The organism is Tepidibacillus infernus (genome assembly GCF_048898065.1).
GTDB lineage: Bacteria > Bacillota > Bacilli > Tepidibacillales > Tepidibacillaceae > Tepidibacillus_B > Tepidibacillus_B infernus.
The window spans coordinates 2,302,208-2,318,902 of sequence record NZ_JBLWFI010000001.1 but is presented as its reverse complement, the minus strand read 5'-3'; the positions used below and the strand labels follow the sequence as shown (position 1 = coordinate 2,318,902).

16 protein-coding genes are annotated in these 16,695 nt (G+C 34.7%); 14 read left to right on the top strand and 2 right to left on the bottom strand.

What is annotated here, in order from left to right; genetic code table 11:
- The first annotated feature begins 519 nt into the window (after positions 1-519).
- The 4 genes from TEPIDINF_RS11565 to TEPIDINF_RS11550 all read left to right on the top strand — a co-directional run bounded on the left by TEPIDINF_RS11565 (position 520) and on the right by TEPIDINF_RS11550 (position 1,977).
- Positions 520-813, top strand: a complete 294-nt coding sequence (locus tag TEPIDINF_RS11565; protein WP_421692045.1) for a transposase — start codon at positions 520-522, stop codon at positions 811-813.
- 12 nt (positions 814-825) lie between these two features.
- Complete coding sequence (locus TEPIDINF_RS11560) at positions 826-1,350, top strand: RNA-guided endonuclease InsQ/TnpB family protein (protein WP_421692044.1); 525 nt, start codon at positions 826-828, stop codon at positions 1,348-1,350.
- A gap of 85 nt (positions 1,351-1,435) precedes the next feature.
- On the top strand, positions 1,436-1,564 hold the full coding sequence (locus tag TEPIDINF_RS11555) for a hypothetical protein (RefSeq protein WP_421692043.1): 129 nt from the start codon (positions 1,436-1,438) through the stop codon (positions 1,562-1,564).
- A gap of 26 nt (positions 1,565-1,590) precedes the next feature.
- A complete protein-coding gene (locus TEPIDINF_RS11550) occupies positions 1,591-1,977 on the top strand; it encodes a cysteine hydrolase family protein (protein WP_421692042.1) in 387 nt (128 codons plus the stop codon).
- Positions 1,978-2,154: 177 nt separating this feature from the next.
- On the opposite strand, the gene TEPIDINF_RS11545 is transcribed toward TEPIDINF_RS11550, so the two are convergent.
- A complete protein-coding gene (locus TEPIDINF_RS11545) occupies positions 2,155-2,595 on the bottom strand; it encodes an Hsp20/alpha crystallin family protein (protein ID WP_069799091.1) in 441 nt (146 codons plus the stop codon).
- A 242-nt stretch (positions 2,596-2,837) separates the two neighbouring features.
- Between TEPIDINF_RS11545 and htpG the strand changes: the two genes are divergently transcribed.
- The 3 genes from htpG (at position 2,838) to TEPIDINF_RS11530 (ending at position 6,389) form a co-directional block, all read left to right on the top strand.
- On the top strand, positions 2,838-4,718 hold the full coding sequence (gene htpG, locus TEPIDINF_RS11540) for a molecular chaperone HtpG (protein ID WP_421692041.1): 1,881 nt from the start codon (positions 2,838-2,840) through the stop codon (positions 4,716-4,718).
- 125 nt (positions 4,719-4,843) lie between these two features.
- The gene (locus tag TEPIDINF_RS11535; protein ID WP_421692040.1) at positions 4,844-5,395 is read left to right on the top strand and encodes a DUF5317 domain-containing protein; all 552 of its coding nucleotides are present in this window, start codon (positions 4,844-4,846) and stop codon (positions 5,393-5,395) included.
- Positions 5,396-5,432: 37 nt separating this feature from the next.
- On the top strand, positions 5,433-6,389 hold the full coding sequence (locus TEPIDINF_RS11530) for an aminoimidazole riboside kinase (protein ID WP_421692039.1): 957 nt from the start codon (positions 5,433-5,435) through the stop codon (positions 6,387-6,389).
- A gap of 271 nt (positions 6,390-6,660) precedes the next feature.
- Here the strand turns inward: TEPIDINF_RS11530 and TEPIDINF_RS11525 are convergent, their stop codons facing one another.
- Positions 6,661-7,404 (bottom strand): AraC family transcriptional regulator, encoded by a 744-nt coding sequence (locus tag TEPIDINF_RS11525; RefSeq protein WP_069799115.1) that lies wholly within the window; start codon positions 7,402-7,404, stop codon positions 6,661-6,663.
- Positions 7,405-7,527: 123 nt separating this feature from the next.
- Between TEPIDINF_RS11525 and TEPIDINF_RS11520 the strand changes: the two genes are divergently transcribed.
- The 7 genes from TEPIDINF_RS11520 (at position 7,528) to treC (ending at position 16,419) form a co-directional block, all read left to right on the top strand.
- Positions 7,528-8,796, top strand: a complete 1,269-nt coding sequence (locus TEPIDINF_RS11520) for an extracellular solute-binding protein (RefSeq protein ID WP_068726816.1) — start codon at positions 7,528-7,530, stop codon at positions 8,794-8,796.
- A gap of 134 nt (positions 8,797-8,930) precedes the next feature.
- Positions 8,931-10,145: a carbohydrate ABC transporter permease gene (locus TEPIDINF_RS11515; RefSeq protein WP_068726813.1), complete on the top strand. Its 1,215-nt coding sequence runs from the start codon at positions 8,931-8,933 to the stop codon at positions 10,143-10,145.
- Between the two features lie 14 nt (positions 10,146-10,159).
- Positions 10,160-10,993: a carbohydrate ABC transporter permease gene (locus TEPIDINF_RS11510; protein WP_068726810.1), complete on the top strand. Its 834-nt coding sequence runs from the start codon at positions 10,160-10,162 to the stop codon at positions 10,991-10,993.
- 158 nt (positions 10,994-11,151) lie between these two features.
- Positions 11,152-12,315 carry a DEAD/DEAH box helicase gene (locus TEPIDINF_RS11505; protein ID WP_069799121.1) on the top strand — a complete coding sequence of 388 codons (1,164 nt, stop codon included), beginning with the start codon at positions 11,152-11,154 and terminating at the stop codon, positions 12,313-12,315.
- A gap of 133 nt (positions 12,316-12,448) precedes the next feature.
- Positions 12,449-13,159 (top strand): trehalose operon repressor, encoded by a 711-nt coding sequence (gene treR, locus TEPIDINF_RS11500; protein ID WP_068726806.1) that lies wholly within the window; start codon positions 12,449-12,451, stop codon positions 13,157-13,159.
- Positions 13,160-13,310: 151 nt separating this feature from the next.
- Complete coding sequence (treP, locus tag TEPIDINF_RS11495; RefSeq protein WP_068726804.1) at positions 13,311-14,717, top strand: PTS system trehalose-specific EIIBC component; 1,407 nt, start codon at positions 13,311-13,313, stop codon at positions 14,715-14,717.
- Positions 14,718-14,739: 22 nt separating this feature from the next.
- Positions 14,740-16,419, top strand: coding sequence for an alpha,alpha-phosphotrehalase (treC, locus tag TEPIDINF_RS11490; RefSeq protein WP_421692038.1), 1,680 nt, complete (start codon positions 14,740-14,742; stop codon positions 16,417-16,419).
- The last annotated feature ends 276 nt before the right edge of the window (positions 16,420-16,695 follow it).

Here is a 16,695-nt window from a genome sequence, read left to right as displayed (position 1 = left end):
TTGAGATGAAGAGTAAGAAATCTTTACTTCAAATCACTCGCTGGTTAAAGGCTGCGATTTGGAAGCCAGCATATATTTGGTTACGTCGGTTTGACGAACGATCTAGCACATAAATAAAAGTATGATTCCTGTCACTCTTGCACTAAATGTATATATTTACCAAATGGACAGAATCACCTTTTCTTTAGGTTTTGTCCTTTTGGCTATAATTCACAAAAATATATTTACTGAAAATTTCGACTATATTTATGCAACGCTAGTGAGCTTGAATATTATAAATATTTTCAAGAAAAGAAAACCTATACAAACAATTTTAGGGTAAAGCGGTCATTCATCTCTTCATTTCAATGAAGAGATGAATGACCGCCTTCTTTGTATTGTCTACGTACTATGTGTATTGTGAAAATTCTCCATAATCATTGATATTAAATGACATTTTCTATACACTAAATGTATGGAAAATAAATCAAATCTCAAACATGCTAGAACTTGTGTATATAACGTCAACTATCACATTGTATGGTTTATATCCCAATACCTGAACACATTAAAATAGGGATAGTAAAAACGGTTGAAGTGAAGCCATTAGTTGACGGAGAATATAAAATCATACTGTCACAAGAATATCAAGATATACCAACCAAAAAGAATGGCACAAAATTCATGGCGATTGATATAGGTATTGCTAATGCTTTAACCTGTTATGACTATCTAGGACATTCACATATCATATCAGGACGACAATGGCTGTCGGTTGAACGATACTTTCACAAGAAAATAGCGCATTATCAAGCTATTTCTGATGCTCAATAATCAGCCAAAGGCGTGAAATATCCAAAAAAATCAAAAAGAGTTCTGCAACTATACAAGAAAAAGAAAAACCAAATTTTTCATATTCTACACTGCATGACAAAGAGGGTCATAAAAATAGCCGTGACACAAGGAGTTGAAACAATTGTGATAGGTGACATCACAGGAATACGAGAACAGGCAGATATGGGTAAGAAAACGAATCAAAAGTTTCATAATCTTCCATATCATAAACTTATCCATATGCTTACGTATAAGGCAGAAGAACGGGGAATTTCTGTAGAAAAGATAACAGAAGAATATACATCACAAACTTGTTCTGTATGTAAACCAATACCATCTAAAGATCATGCGAAAAAGTCCAATCGGAAATACAGAGGACTATATGAGTGCAGTGATTGTCAAACTGTAATCAATGCTGATGTAAATGGAGCAATCAATATCAGTAAAAAGTATCTGAAAGAACTAAATGTTCAATCAGTAGTGGTGTTGGACACGCCAACAGTGTATACGTTCAATGGACAACAGTTCATAGCGTAGAACTGGAAGCTCGCCATTTCAATGGCGATGTAGTTCACGGTAGATTGCATGTATTTTAATAATTAAATCGATGGGAGATTTTAAAATGACAAATGAAGCCTTAGTAATTGTTGATATGTCAAATGATTTTGTTCACGACAATGGAAACTTAACAGCGGGTAAACCAGCCCAAGAAATAGTACCTTATATTATGCAACAGCAGAGGAATTTTTAACAAATGGTGGAACAGTAGTTATTGCTATGGATTCCCACGATGAAAATGACCCTCATTTTGATTTATGGCCTATACATAATGTAGTAGGAAGTTGGGGGCACGAATTATATGGTGATTTGAAGACTTGGTTTAAAAAGAACGAATCGCATTCAAACTTATTAATGATTCCAAAAGCAGACTACAATGCATTCTTTGATACTGGTTTATCTGAAAAACTTAAAGAGAGAATGATTGACAAAGTTCATGTAGTTGGAGTGGCAACTGACATTTGTGTTTTTTTAACGACAGCCGGAGCCAATTCAAATAAATTTAAAACAGTAATCCATAAACGTGGAGTTGCTACTTTTACTAAATTAGGAGATGTTTTTATTAATCAAGCAAAAGCCCTTTTTCACACTGAGATTATTGAATAAGAGGAAAATTACATGTATAAGATATACCCTAGTTCTGTCTGTAATAGATGGTTCTGGGGTTTTAAAGCAACAAAATCTTATTACGAGGATTAGAATGTGGCGATGACAAACAATGATGGAGAGGCTATCTCAAAAGGTCGTTAAATAACAACTTAAATGAGGTAGCCTCTAAATTATTTAATGGAAATCAACATCAATTCTTTTTTTGTTATCAGCTTGTAATTTTGGCATACGAATTTCTAGAACACCATTCTTGTATGTTGCTTTCACACCATCTTGAGAAACACGACTAGGTAAGGTAACAGTACGTTGAAAACGACCAACAAAACGTTCTTGTCTATGCATATTTTCTTTCTTGATTTCGTTAACCCTGTTAATCGTTCCATTGATGTGAAGCATGTTATTGTCAATTTCGATATTCACATCTTCTTTCTTTTCTAAGCCTGGAATATCGCATGTTGCTACAATTTCATTTTCAGTTTCATGAATATCAATTCTGGGTGTGCCAAAATCTTGGGAACTTGTCCAAAAGGTTGGAAAATCTGTGGTGAAAAAACGGTCTAATTCCCTTCTTACGTTTTCAAGATGGCGAAATGGTTCATATGGGATGAGTGACATTGTGATTACCTCCTGAAAGTTAAAATACAGTATTATTTTCTCAAAAAAATTGTGTATTATTCAAAAACAAAAAAATCCTTAAATATATTGACTCAAACGACAGTATGTGTTATTAAAATAGTGATTAGCACTCAAGCGAAAAGAGTGCTAATAAGTTGATGATCTGTAATTATAGATACCTGTACAATCATAATGACTACATTATGTGTTTAAGTAGTTTTAGATTGAAAGGAGAAATGTGAATGGCAAAAAAACAATTTAAAGCAGAATCAAAAAGGCTATTAGAAATGATGATTAACTCCATCTATTCTCATAAGGAGATCTTTTTAAGGGAGTTAATTTCTAATGCCAGTGATGCAATTGACAAAATATATTATAAAGCGTTAACTGACGATTCTTTACATTTTGATAAAGATAATTACTACATAAAAGTGATTGCTGACAAGGAAAATAGAATATTGAAAATCTTAGATACTGGAATTGGAATGACAAAAGAAGAGCTTGAAAATAACCTTGGAACCATTGCCAAGAGTGGGTCTTTATCATTTAAAAACGAGAACGAATTGAAAGACGGTTATGATATTATTGGTCAATTTGGAGTTGGATTTTATTCTGCATTTATGGTAGCTGATGTCGTCACTGTAATAAGTAAGGCTTTAGGAAGCGATGAAGCTTATAAATGGGAATCCACAGGTACAGATGGATACACGATTGAGCCATATGAAAAAGATTTAGTGGGTACAGAGGTTATTTTGAAAATCAAAGAAAATACAGAAGATGAGAACTATGACGAGTATCTAGAAGAATATCGATTAAAAGCGATCATCAAAAAATACTCTGACTTCATTCGCTACCCAATAAAAATGGATGTAACAAAAACAAAACCTAAAGAAGGTAGCGAGAAAGAATACGAGGATTACCAAGAAGAACAGGTTATCAATAGCATGGTTCCAATTTGGAGAAAGAATAAAAACGAACTTACTCCAGAAGATTACGAGAATTTTTATAGGGAAAAACACTACGGTTTTGACAAACCTCTAACACATATCCATATTAGTGCCGATGGTGCGGTAAGATATAATGCTATTTTATTTATCCCAGAAAAAATACCTTTTGATTATTATACAAAGGAATATGAAAAGGGATTAGAGCTCTATTCCAATGGTGTATTGATCATGAGCAAATGCTCAGACTTACTTCCTGACTATTATAGCTTTATTAAAGGAATGGTCGATTCGGAAGATTTATCTTTGAATATATCCAGAGAGATTTTACAACATGATAGACAATTAAAGTTAATTGCCAAAAACATCAAGAATAAAATCACAAGCCACTTACAAAGTTTGTTAAAGGATGATCGGGATAACTATGAAACCTTTTATAAATCCTTTGGCAGACAGTTAAAATATGGGGTTTATAGTGATTTTGGAAGTCATAAAGATGTATTGCAGGATTTATTGATGTTCTACTCATCTAAAGAGAAGAAGATGGTTACCTTAGATGAATATGTATCCAGAATGCCTGAAGATCAAAAATATATTTATTATGCTTCAGGAGAAATGGTTGAAAAAATTGAAAAATTGCCTCAGATAGAGTTAGTGGCAGAAAAAGGATATGAAATTTTGTATTTTACCGAGGATATCGATGAGTTTGCCATCAAAATGTTGATGACATATAAAGAGAAAGAATTTAAATCAGTATCTAGTGGTGATCTAGGGATTGAAGCAGAGGAAAACCAGAATAAAACCGAAGAAGAAGAGAAGGAGAATAAAGATCTTTTCGAACAAATGAAAAAAATCTTAGCAGATAAAGTGAATGATGTTCGAATTTCCAAAAGGTTAAAAACACATCCTGTATGTTTTGCAACCGATGGGGAAATTACAATCGAAATGGAAAAAGTATTAAGTCAAATGCCAGGTGAACAAAACATTAAAGCAGAGAAAATATTAGAAATCAACCATAATCATCAAGTATTCCAATCCTTAAAGAAAGCTTATGAAAACGATAAAGAGAAGTTTGAATTGTATACAAATCTATTGTACAACCAAGCACTTCTCATTGAAGGATTATCAATCAAGGATCCAGTAGAGTTTTCAAATAATATTTGCAAAATAATGGTATAAAGCATGGGTTTTTGCCCATGCTTTTTATAATGATATTGGAAATTAAAGAATTGACAAAAATTGACTTGAAATGATACATTGCAAGAAAGATGGGTAAGTAGGAGATAAGGGGAGAGGAAGATTGAATGCTAATTGATAGTTTAATCATCGGAGTGTTGATCGCGAAGCTTCGCGGTGGAAGGGTCTTAAATTTTCTAGACCTAGATATCCATTCGCCTGGGTTGATCATCCTTGCACTATTCATTCAGTTACCTATTATGTTCTTATATCCAAAATTTTTGTTCGTAGCAATGATTATAAGCTACATTCTATTATTACTATTTCTTTATCAAAATAAGAATCTCCATGGATCGAAATGGGTTTTTATGGGTATCATTCTCAATATGGTCGTTATGTTAGCAAATGGAGGGAGAATGCCAGTAGATATGCGGGCGGCACAGGAGTTAATTCCTGAACATATTCCTTCCTTATTAGCTGGAACGTATGGAAAGCATATTGCGATGACAACCAACACCTCTTTTCGTTTTTTAGGGGATATTTTTTATGTACCGGCTCCATATCCACATCCTGTTGTGTTTAGCATTGGAGATGTGTTGATTAGTATTGGCCTTTTTATCCTCATCCAAAAAGTAATGGTAAAATTGAAGATGAATCATGAAAATAGATTAGAATGGTAAACAATTAAGTAGAAAAGATGAAAAGGAGAAAGTTCTGTTGAAAAAAGGTGTTATTAGTTTAGGTGAAGCGCTAATTGATTTTATTCCTGTTGATCAAACCAATACAACCTATCAAAAGAATCCTGGAGGAGCACCAGCAAATGTAGCTGTAGGCTTATCCCGTTTAGGAGTAAAGTCTGTATTTTTAGGTAAAGTGGGAAACGATGCATTGGGTAAGTTTTTAAAAGAAACTTTACATTACTATGGTGTAGATGTTTCTTCAATGTACTTAACCGATGAAGCACATACTGGATTAGTATTGGTGACGTTAGCTGAAAATGGGGAGCGAAGCTTCGAATTTTATATTAAACCTAGTGCTGATCTATTTTTAAAAGACAGTGAAATTTCCGAAGAGATATTTGAAGAATCAAAAATCTTCCATTTTGGGTCTATTACCTTAACTCGTGAACCAGCAAAAAGCGCAACCATAAAAGCTATACAACTAGCGAAGGAAAAAGGATTGATTGTCTCTTTTGATCCGAATTTACGCTTAGGGTTATGGCAAAGTAAAGAACAGGCAAGGGAAGAGATTATCTCTATGTTACCTGCTGTAGATCTGTTAAAAATATCTGAGGAAGAACTTGAATTTATCACAGATGAGAATGAAATAAACACAGGTATTCAGCAACTAAAGAAATATAGAATTCCATTGGTGTTTATCACGCTTGGCGAAAAAGGGAGTTATACTGTTGTAAATGACAATATTATTCATGTCCCAGCAATGAAGGTGAATGCAGTAGATACCACAGGTGCTGGTGATGCTTTTGTCTCAGCCATATTATATTGGCTCAATGAATATGAAGGAGAACTAACGAAAATAACAGCAGAAGATGCAGAGAAAATGGCCCGTTTTGCTAGTGTTTCAGGAGGGTTAGCAGCTTCGATAAAAGGAGCAATGACTGCTTTACCAACCCTTAAGCAAGTTCAAAAAATACTAGGAAACCAACATGAATGAGAAGGTTACATATTTTTAAATGTAAAAAGTAGAATGAGAATGGTTAAAATGATGATAGTAATGAGTGATTTACTATATCGGTCACTTTTTCGCCGATGTCGCTTTGCGTTTACTCCAAGTGAAAAGATAGAAATGGCAAGTTGAGCGAAACTTAGATAAAAAACGATTTTCATCAGTGATTGATCCCAATCCTGGCGTAAATCAAGATGAAGAATTCGAAAAATCTGGACCACGTCGTCTTTCTATCAAATTCGATTTTTTGTTCCTCAGTTTATCTTATGTTGCTGTTCATATTTCTGAATTTCTTAGGGGTTAATCCAGTATATTTTTTAAAGAGAGAAGAGTAATAGCTTTGATTACAAAAGTGGAATAACAAAGCAATATCAGAAATAGAGCTATCAGTGTAGAGTAAGAAATATTTTGATTCCTCAATTTTTTTTTGGTTAATAAATTCGATAAGGGAAGTACCAACTTCCTTTTTAAATAACTGAGATAAATAATTAGGAGTTAGATTAAATTGTAGAGCTATTTCGTGAAGAGATAGCTCTTGTAATATATTATCGTGGATATAAGATAAGACGCGATTGATTGTTTGGTTATATGTATTTTTTTTCTCTTCTTTTAGGGTGTTAATAAAGTGGGCGACCATTTCATACTCCAGTTCAGTCAGCCTCTTAGGATCATCTGCTCTTTCTAATTCTAAGATATACACATCGCTTAGGTTAAATGCAGTTTCTGGATGAACTCCGCCTTGAATAATCGCCCTTGTAAAAAGGGTACAGGAGCAGATAAGAGAATTTTTTAAAGAACGAATAGGGTGATGAGCTAATTTAGCCCTTTCTAGTGAATTGATTTTATTTAGTACGCCATATGCCTTCGTATAATTACCTTCTTGTATAGCGTTTAATAGCTGCTGTTCTAATAGATAAGGTGGATGGAGAAAGAATTCTTGTTGATTTTTTATTCTAGTCATCAAGTATTGGTTAATGATCGATTTGTTGATTGAGGTCATCATGATTGTCACCACTTATATTAAAATTTTGATAAATTTCTTAATATTTTAATATAATCTTATTGTTATTTTTTATAAAATTCAAGTGTAAATACAAATAAGAGGATAATGAAGGGGGTTTATTTCATGAAAAAATGGCTGTCTATTATGATAGCGGTTACATTAATTTTTAGTTTGTTTTTGGTTGGCTGTAATTCAAGTACTGAAAACAAAGAGGGAGCAACTGATACAAAGCAAACAAATGAAACAAGTGGTACTACTGAAAAGGTGGTTCTAAAATTTGCTGCTCAAAATGATAACACTCCAGCTACTCAAGCACTCATTGATCAATTTAACAACAGTCAAGATAAATATAAAGTAGAATGGGTACAAATGACGAATGATTCTGCGCAAATGCACGACCAATTGCTAACCTCATTATCTAGTGGTTCTAGTGAATACGACGTTCTTTCTATGGATGTAGTTTGGGCTGGTGAATTTGCTGGAGGAGGTTATTTGCAACCGATCGATGTCAATATGAAAGATAGCGGCTTCAAGAAAGAAGATTTTAATGCAGGATCTATGGCTTCAGGTAACTATAAGGGAAAACAATACACATTGCCATTCTTCCCAGACTTAGGATTACTTTATTTCCGTAAAGATATTGTGAGTCAAGAAGATGCCGCAAAATTAGAAAGTGGAAGTTATACTTATGAAGATTTAGGTAAAATGGCAGAAAAATATACTGGTCAAAAGAATACAAAATATGGTTTTGTTTATCAATCAAAACAATATGAAGGCTTAACAGTTAACGTCACAGAGTTTACAAAATCGTTCCAAGATATTAAGGGCGGATTAGAGTTAATGTACTCATTTACAAATGCTCCTTGGGCCGCTAAAGATATTTTAAACTATACCGAGGGTGAAACACATACGAACTTTGAACAAGGTAATGCAGTGTTTGCTCGTAACTGGCCATATCAATTTGGTCGTATTAAAGGTAAAGAAAGTGGTGTTACAGTCGATGTGAAAGATGTAGGGATTGCACCACTTCCAAATGGAGGTTCTGTTGGTGGCTGGCTTTTAGGCATCAATAAGAACTCTAAAAATGTTGACGGAGCATGGGAATTTATTAAGTTTGCTGCTGGCCCTGAAGGGCAGAAAATCATGTCTACAAAAGGTGGATATTTACCTGGATATAATGCTTTACTAGAGGATCAAGAAGTTATTTCAGCAAATGAAATGTTAGGCTTTGAAGGGTTTAAAAAAGCATTAGCAACCACCATTGCTCGTCCTGTATCACCTGAATACTCTAAGGTTTCAGATACGATTCAAGTAGAGGCAAATAAATACCTAAGTTCTGGCAAAGATCTAGATGCTATTGTGAAGACGATCCAAGATGCAATCAATCAATAATCAATAAAAATAACCATAATGTAGGAAAAGGCTCTAATCCGATTAGGGCCTTTCCCTGCTTAAGGAACCATTTCCTTTATACTTATAGAATGAATGTTCCAATATCTAATGCACAAGGAATGGGAGTGACCCTGATGAAAAAGAATGGAATACAGGGGTATTTATTTACATTACCTGTAATCATGCTGATTGCTGTTTTTTCTTTATGGCCAATCTTACAATCATTTGTTTATACCTTTTTTGACTATAAACTAAACGATCAACAAAAATCAGGTTTATATATAAGCGAACGATTTAACTTTGATATGTTTCAAGAATCGCAAATGTATGTAAAGCTCTTTCTTGAAGAAGATCGGCCTTCTATTACGGATGTTAGTGATCAAAATAAAGTAGATCAATTGATTCAGAGAATAGAAACAGTTGAAAATGAATTTATAGGGAAAAAAGGGGTACAAAAGATTAACGGGACAGAAAAGGAGAAAATTTTATCTTTGTATGATGAGATTAACGCAACCGTTTCTGACCTAACTCAAAAATATCAATTACCAAATGGCGAAAATCTAACCTTAATCATGCAGGATTTAAAAAATAGTATCATTCCTTCTAATTTTATTGGTTTAAAAGGGTACAAAGAGATCTTATCAGATAAACGTATGGGTACAGCTCTTATCAATACGATCATTTTTACAATCATATCTGTCTTTTTTGAATTCATTTTAGGCCTTCTCTTGGCATTGATTATGAATAAAGCCATATCAGGTCAAGGACTGATACGAACAACGTCTTTAATTCCCTGGGCGATTCCAACTGCTGTTGCCGCCTTAATGTGGGGATACCTTTATGATGGTAGTAGCGGTATTGTTGCGAATTTTTTCCAGAATATTGGACTAGTTGACGACTCTAGGGAACTACTGCTTAGTATTTCCGGGGCAATGTTCTCCACTATTTTGGCAGATGTATGGAAAACGACCCCTTATATGGCTTTACTATTATTAGCAGGGCTACAAAATATTCCATTATCTTTGTATGAAGCTTCTTCCATTGATGGAGCGAATAAAATTCAGACCTTTTTCCGCATTACGCTTCCACTTTTGAAGCCATCCATATTGGTAGCTTTACTGTTTCGTACATTAGATGCCTTCCGTGTGTTTGATTTAATCTATGTTTTAACAGGTGGAGGACCCGGCGGAGGAACGGAAACACTCTCGATTTATGGATATAAAGTCATGTTTGCCCAGACCAACTTTGGCTATGGTTCAGTAATTGTGATGGTTATGTTTGTGATTGTGGCGATTATTGCAACGATTTATGTAAAAGTGTTGGGTACAAATTTAATGGAGAAAAACTAAAGGAGGGAATAAAGATGAGCAGACCAAAGAGTAAAATGATGATTATAGTTTCCATTTTTGTTGCTTTCTATTTGTTTGCAATGGTATTCCCATTTTTCTGGATCTTTATCACCTCCTTTAAAACATCAGGTGAGATCTTTGGTGACGGTGCTTTTCGTGTGATTGCAAAAGACCCAACACTGCAAAACTATATCACGATCCTGTTTGAAAAGGGCATATTGACCGCAATTAAAAATAGCTTTATCGTTGCTACCACAACAACAATCTATATCGTTGCTGTGGCAACATTAGCTGCCTATGCGATCTCACGTTTTGAATTTAAAGGTAAAAATTTGTTGTTGGGGTTGATATTAGCTGTGTCGATGTTTCCACAGATGATCGTCGTTGGCCCAGTCTATAATTTATTCCTAAAATTAGGTTTGACTAACACTTATGCTGTGGTTTTGCCCTACTCAACGATTACCTTGCCAATGGCAGTTTGGATTTTAGTTACACATTTTAACCATATTCCTCTTGCCTTAGAGGAATCAGCAAAAATTGATGGGGCAGGGCCATTAAAAACGTTATTGCGAATCGTTTTTCCATTAGCAGCACCCGGTGTGTTTACAACAGCTATTATAGTATTTATCGCAGCCTGGAATGAGTTTTTATTAACGATTACGCTTAACTCTAACCAAGAATATCACACGGTACCAGTGGCCATTTCCTTTTTACGAACCCAGTTTGAAATTCTTTGGGGGGAGGTTGCGGCAGCTACGACCATTGTAACCATCCCAACATTGATCATGGTTCTCTTCTTCCAGAAACAAATTGTCTCTGGATTAACATCTGGAGGGGTTAAAGAGTAAACTTCACCTACAAAAGTGACTACACTCAATCTTTCTTTATTATGAAAAAAAGGCAGAAGTTGTTTCTTTGGACAACATTTCTGTCTTTTTTTCAATGAATCGATTATAATTTGTAAATACTGTGAAGTGAATACTTCGAATAGAAAGGGAATTATCGAATGGAAAATAACACAAAAGGAATAGGCGATTGGTCTGTGTTACAAAGGTTGCAACCGTTTTTACAGGAAGCTTGGAAACATAAAGGTTTTCAAAAGCCAACGATGATTCAAGAGAAGGCAGTTCCATTGATTTTAGAAGGAAAGGATGTAATCTCTGAATCTCCTACAGGAACCGGGAAAACGATAACTTATCTTTTACCCTTGTTAGAAAGGATTGATTTAGAGAAAAAGGTAACTCAGGCTATAATCATCGCACCATCTAGAGAATTGGTTATGCAGATTTATGAAGAAATTCAAAGGTGGGCGCAAGGAAGTGAAATCACTAGTGCCTCTTTTATAGGTGGAGCTAATATAAAGCTCCAGCTTGAAAAAATAAAAAAGCATCCACAGATTGTAGTGGGAACCACAGGGCGTTTACTAGAACTGATCAAGATGAAAAAATTAAAAATGCATAACGTCAAAATGATCGTGGTAGATGAATTTGATATGTTAATTGTACAAGATCATATTAAAAATGTACAAAGTATCATAAAGGCAACACAAAAAGAACGACAACTCTTATTCTTTTCAGCCACCTTGTCTAAAGAAAATGAACAATTAGCAAAAAGATGGATGAAAGATCCTCAAGTCATTCGAATTGAAAAGAAGAAAGATTGCGAATCTAATGTAGAACACATCTACTTTGTAAGTGAACTTAGAGATAAGATTGATGTCCTTCGTCGAATCATGAGAATAGATGGAATAAAGGCTTTAGCATTTATCAACGACATGGAAAAAATGTTTGAGGTTCAAGCAAAATTAAAATATAAAGGAATTGCATCGGAAGTTTTAAATGGAGAGTCTAGTAAAGGAGAGAGGCAACAAGCCTTGCGGCATTTTCGGGAGGGAAAGGTAGCACTACTTTTGGCGACAGATGTAGCAGCAAGAGGTTTGGACATAGAAGGATTGAATCATGTCATCCATTTTGACTTTCCCCATGATACCAAACAATATATTCATCGTTCAGGTAGAACAGGAAGAATGAATGCAGTAGGTACAGTGATCTCTATCGTGACAAAGCGAGAAGAAAGCTTTCTTAAGAAACTGAGCCGTGAGTCGGGGATTCTAATTCAAAAAAAGGTTATTTATCATGGAAAAATAAGCGATCAAGAAACCCTTCTGTGACAAAATAGAAGGGTTGACACTGTGGTTAGAATGTCCAATTTCCCTTAGAAACTACTCCATTTATCCCTTCTTTGTTTCCTAGTGAAGTCTGCTATAATATGAGTAAACACGGGTACGATAGGTAGGAGGATTTATGAATAAACGATACATCGAAATCTATGAGGAGATAAGAAACGCCATTGTGGAAAGACAGTATAGTCCAGGGGAAAAACTTCCCTCTGAGCATGATTTATGTAAAAAATATAACACGAGTCGCGGTACGATCAGGAGGGCGTTAGACCTACTAGCGGAAGAGGGTTTAGTTCACAGCTTACATGGGAAAGGTGTCTTTGTTTTAGACCACGATACAATCACGTTTTCCTTTGGGGGATTAGTAAGCTTTAAAGAAGCAAGTGTAGGAAATGGGGAAAAATTTGTCACTACAGTCCCTAAGTTTGAAGAAGTAATTATTGATGAATCACTTCATCAAAAGACGAATCTCCCTATTGGTAAAGAAGCCTACTATATCTATCGAATCCGTCATTTAGATGGAGAACGAATTATTTTTGACATAAACTACTTTCTAAAAGATTTGATTATAGATTTAACAAAAGAAATTGCAGAACAGTCAATTTATCAATATATTGAAGAAATATTAAAACTAAAAATTGGTTTTGCAAGGAGAGTGATTCAAGTGGAACCAGCAACTATGAGAGACAAGCAAAACCTTGATATAAAAGGCTACCCTTTCGTGGTAGTTGTTAAAAACTTCGCTCATCTAAATGATGGAACCCAATTTGAATATACAGAGTCACATCATCGCCCAGATCGATTTGTATTCTCTGATTTTGCTCGTCGCCGTTAGGGCGACTTTTTTTGTCCCACATAAAAGTTGAACTTTATTAAAATAATAAAATGACATAAATTACATATTTGAACTTGTATATACAAGTATTGACTAACTTGTTTATACAAGTTATGATGGATAACGAAAACGATTACAGGAGGATGAAATTATGGACATAAAAAAAGAGTCTGTTGAACAAATTATTCAAGCCATTGGTGGTAAGGACAATATTATCGCTGCTACTCATTGTGTGACGAGATTAAGACTTGCTTTAAAAGATGAAAATAAAGTAGATAAATCGATGTTAGAAAATATTGATCTTGTTAAAGGTTCATTTTCAGCGAATGGACAATTTCAAGTAGTAATAGGACAAGGGTTGGTCAATAAAGTATATGATCAATTTGTTGAGGTGGCTGGAATTGAACGTGCGACAAAACAAGAGATTAAAGATGTGGCAGAAAAGAATCTAAATCCGTTTCAACGAGCAGTTAAAATCTTAGCAGATATTTTCATTCCTATTTTGCCAGCGATTGTAACTGCCGGTTTATTAATGGGAATCAATAATGTGTTGACAGGAAAAGGGATTTTCTTTGCAGATCAAGCATTTGTTGATGTATATACCCAATGGAAAGACTTAGCAGATATGATTAATTTAATTGCAAATACTGCTTTCGTTTTTCTACCAGGTTTGATTGGCTGGTCAGCGGTTAAAAAGTTTGGTGGTAGTGAATTATTAGGTATCGTTCTTGGTCTGATGCTTGTGCACCCAGCACTATTAAATGCATGGGGTTATGGTGAGGCTGTAGCAAAAGGTGCTGTACCATATTGGAATCTCTTTGGTTTTAATGTTGAAAAAATTGGTTACCAAGGTCAAGTATTACCTGTATTATTCTCATCTTATATCTTAGCTAAAATAGAGCAATTTCTAAATAAGCGTGTTCCTGATGCTTTTAAATTATTATTAGTTGCACCAATCACATTATTAATCACTGGTTTCTTATCATTTATCGTGATTGGGCCTGTTACCTTTGCAATTGGAAATGCGATCACTTCTGGTTTTGTAGCAATATTTGATAAATTTTCTGTATTAGGTGCATTAATCTATGGTGGATTCTATTCCGTATTAGTAGTTACAGGAATGCATCACACTTTCTTAGCAGTGGATTTACAGTTGATTTCCAACTTAGGGGGAACTTTCTTATGGCCAATTCTTGCATTATCTAACATTTCTCAAGGTTCTGCAGCATTGGCGATGATGTTAGTCTCTAAAGATGAAAAAACAAAAGGTTTATCTCTAACCTCTGCGATTTCTGCTTATTTAGGAATTACAGAACCAGCGATGTTTGGGGTAAATATTCGCTATAAATACCCATTCATTTCAGCGATGATCGGTTCAGCCATTGCAGCAGTGGTAATTACAATAAATGATGTAAGGGCTTCCTCGATTGGGGTTGGTGGCCTACCTGGATTCTTATCTATTTTCCCACAAAATTGGGGGCCATTCTTTATAGGTATGGGTATCGCTTTAGTCGTTCCATTTGTACTCACTTATCTCTATGGGAAAGTTAAGAAATAATTGAATATCGGTGGTGTTAATATTGGAACAACCTTGGTGGAAAAAATCCGTTGTATATCAGATCTATCCAAAGAGTTTTAAAGATACAACTGGAAATGGAATCGGTGACTTACAGGGGATTATCGATAAATTAGATTATTTAAAAGAATTAGGAGTAGATGTGATTTGGTTAACCCCGATCTATGAATCTCCGCAAAAAGATAATGGATATGACATTAGTGATTATTATCGAATCAACCCAGATTATGGGACAATGGAAACATTTGAGATATTATTACAAAAAGCCCATGAAAAAGGCATCAAAATCATTTTGGATATTGTAGTTAACCATACTTCAACAGAACATACCTGGTTTAAAGAAGCTTCTTCTGCAAAAGAGAATCCCTATCGAAATTTTTATATCTGGAAAGATGGGGAAAATGGTGAGCCGCCAAATAATTGGAGTTCTAAGTTTGGTGGGAATGCATGGAAGTATGATGAGAAGACAGGGCAATACTATTTGCATCTTTTTGATGTGACACAAGCAGATTTAAACTGGGAAAATCCTCAACTCAGGGAAGAAATTTATCAAATGATGAATTTTTGGTTAAATAAAGGGGTAGATGGCTTCCGTTTAGATGTCATCAATCTTATTTCCAAAAATCAATCATTTCCAAATGATACGTATCAAACCCCAATAGACGATGGGCGGAAGTATTATACAGATGGACCACGTATCCATGAGTTTCTAAAGGAAATGAATCGTAAAACTTTTTCCCGCTATCCTGAGATGTTAACGGTAGGGGAAATGTCTTCTACTTCTATTGAAAATTGTGTAAGGTATACGAATCCGGAAGAAAAAGAATTGAGTATGACTTTTAGCTTCCACCATTTAAAAGTGGACTACCCAAATGGCGAAAAATGGGTAAAAGCTGATTTTGATTTTATTAAACTAAAGAAAATTCTTAGTGAATGGCAATACGGGATGAGTCAGGGGGGTGGTTGGAATGCGCTATTTTGGTGTAACCATGACCAACCTAGAGTTGTCTCCCGTTTTGGGAATGATCGGGAATATCATAAAGAATCAGCCAAGATGTTAGCAACGGCTCTACATTTATTACAAGGAACCCCTTATATTTATCAGGGAGAAGAAATCGGAATGACCAATCCCAATTTTGATGATATTGATCAGTATCGCGATGTAGAATCGATCAATGCTTATTACTCATTAAAAAATCAGGGGAAATCCGATAAAGAAATCATGGCTATATTAAAACAAAAATCGCGTGATAATTCCCGTACACCAATGCAATGGAATACAAATGAACATGCTGGGTTTACTTCTGGAATTCCGTGGATTGGAGTAGCTTCCAATTACAAAGAGATCAATGTGGATCAAGCTTTAACTGATAAGGACTCTATCTTTTTTCATTACCAAAAGTTAATACAATTACGAAAAGAGCATGATGTCATTGCTTATGGCGATTTTCAATTAATTCTGGAAAATCATCCACAAATTTTTGCCTATATTCGTTCATATCATAATAAAAAACTTTTAGTGATAAATAATTTTTATTCGCAAGAAACCGTTTTTGAGTTACCTGAGGGTTTAGAGCTAACTGGAGAATCTAGTATTCTTATCTCGAACTACCAAGATACAGAGAATCGATTTGATCAACTTAAATTAAGAGCATATGAATCTGTAGTATTTTATATAAAATAGACGTTAAGAAATGGGGGCTTTTTAAAGTCCCCCTTTCCTTTCTCAAAGATTAAGAAAGTATAACTTTCTTCCATTTGTCATTTAAGGGTTTGTATATTCCATAAGCTGCGACATAGCGTGACTAGCAGCTTTAGCTGTGTAGCACGACTTGTACACTTTGTGTGCCTTCAGAGTGCCCTTCTTTCCGTAATCTTTATTAATAGAAGGGCATGGATGACGGAGCGCGATGGAATAAACAAACCTTTTTTATAAAGAAAGAAAAAATCGGAAAAAATA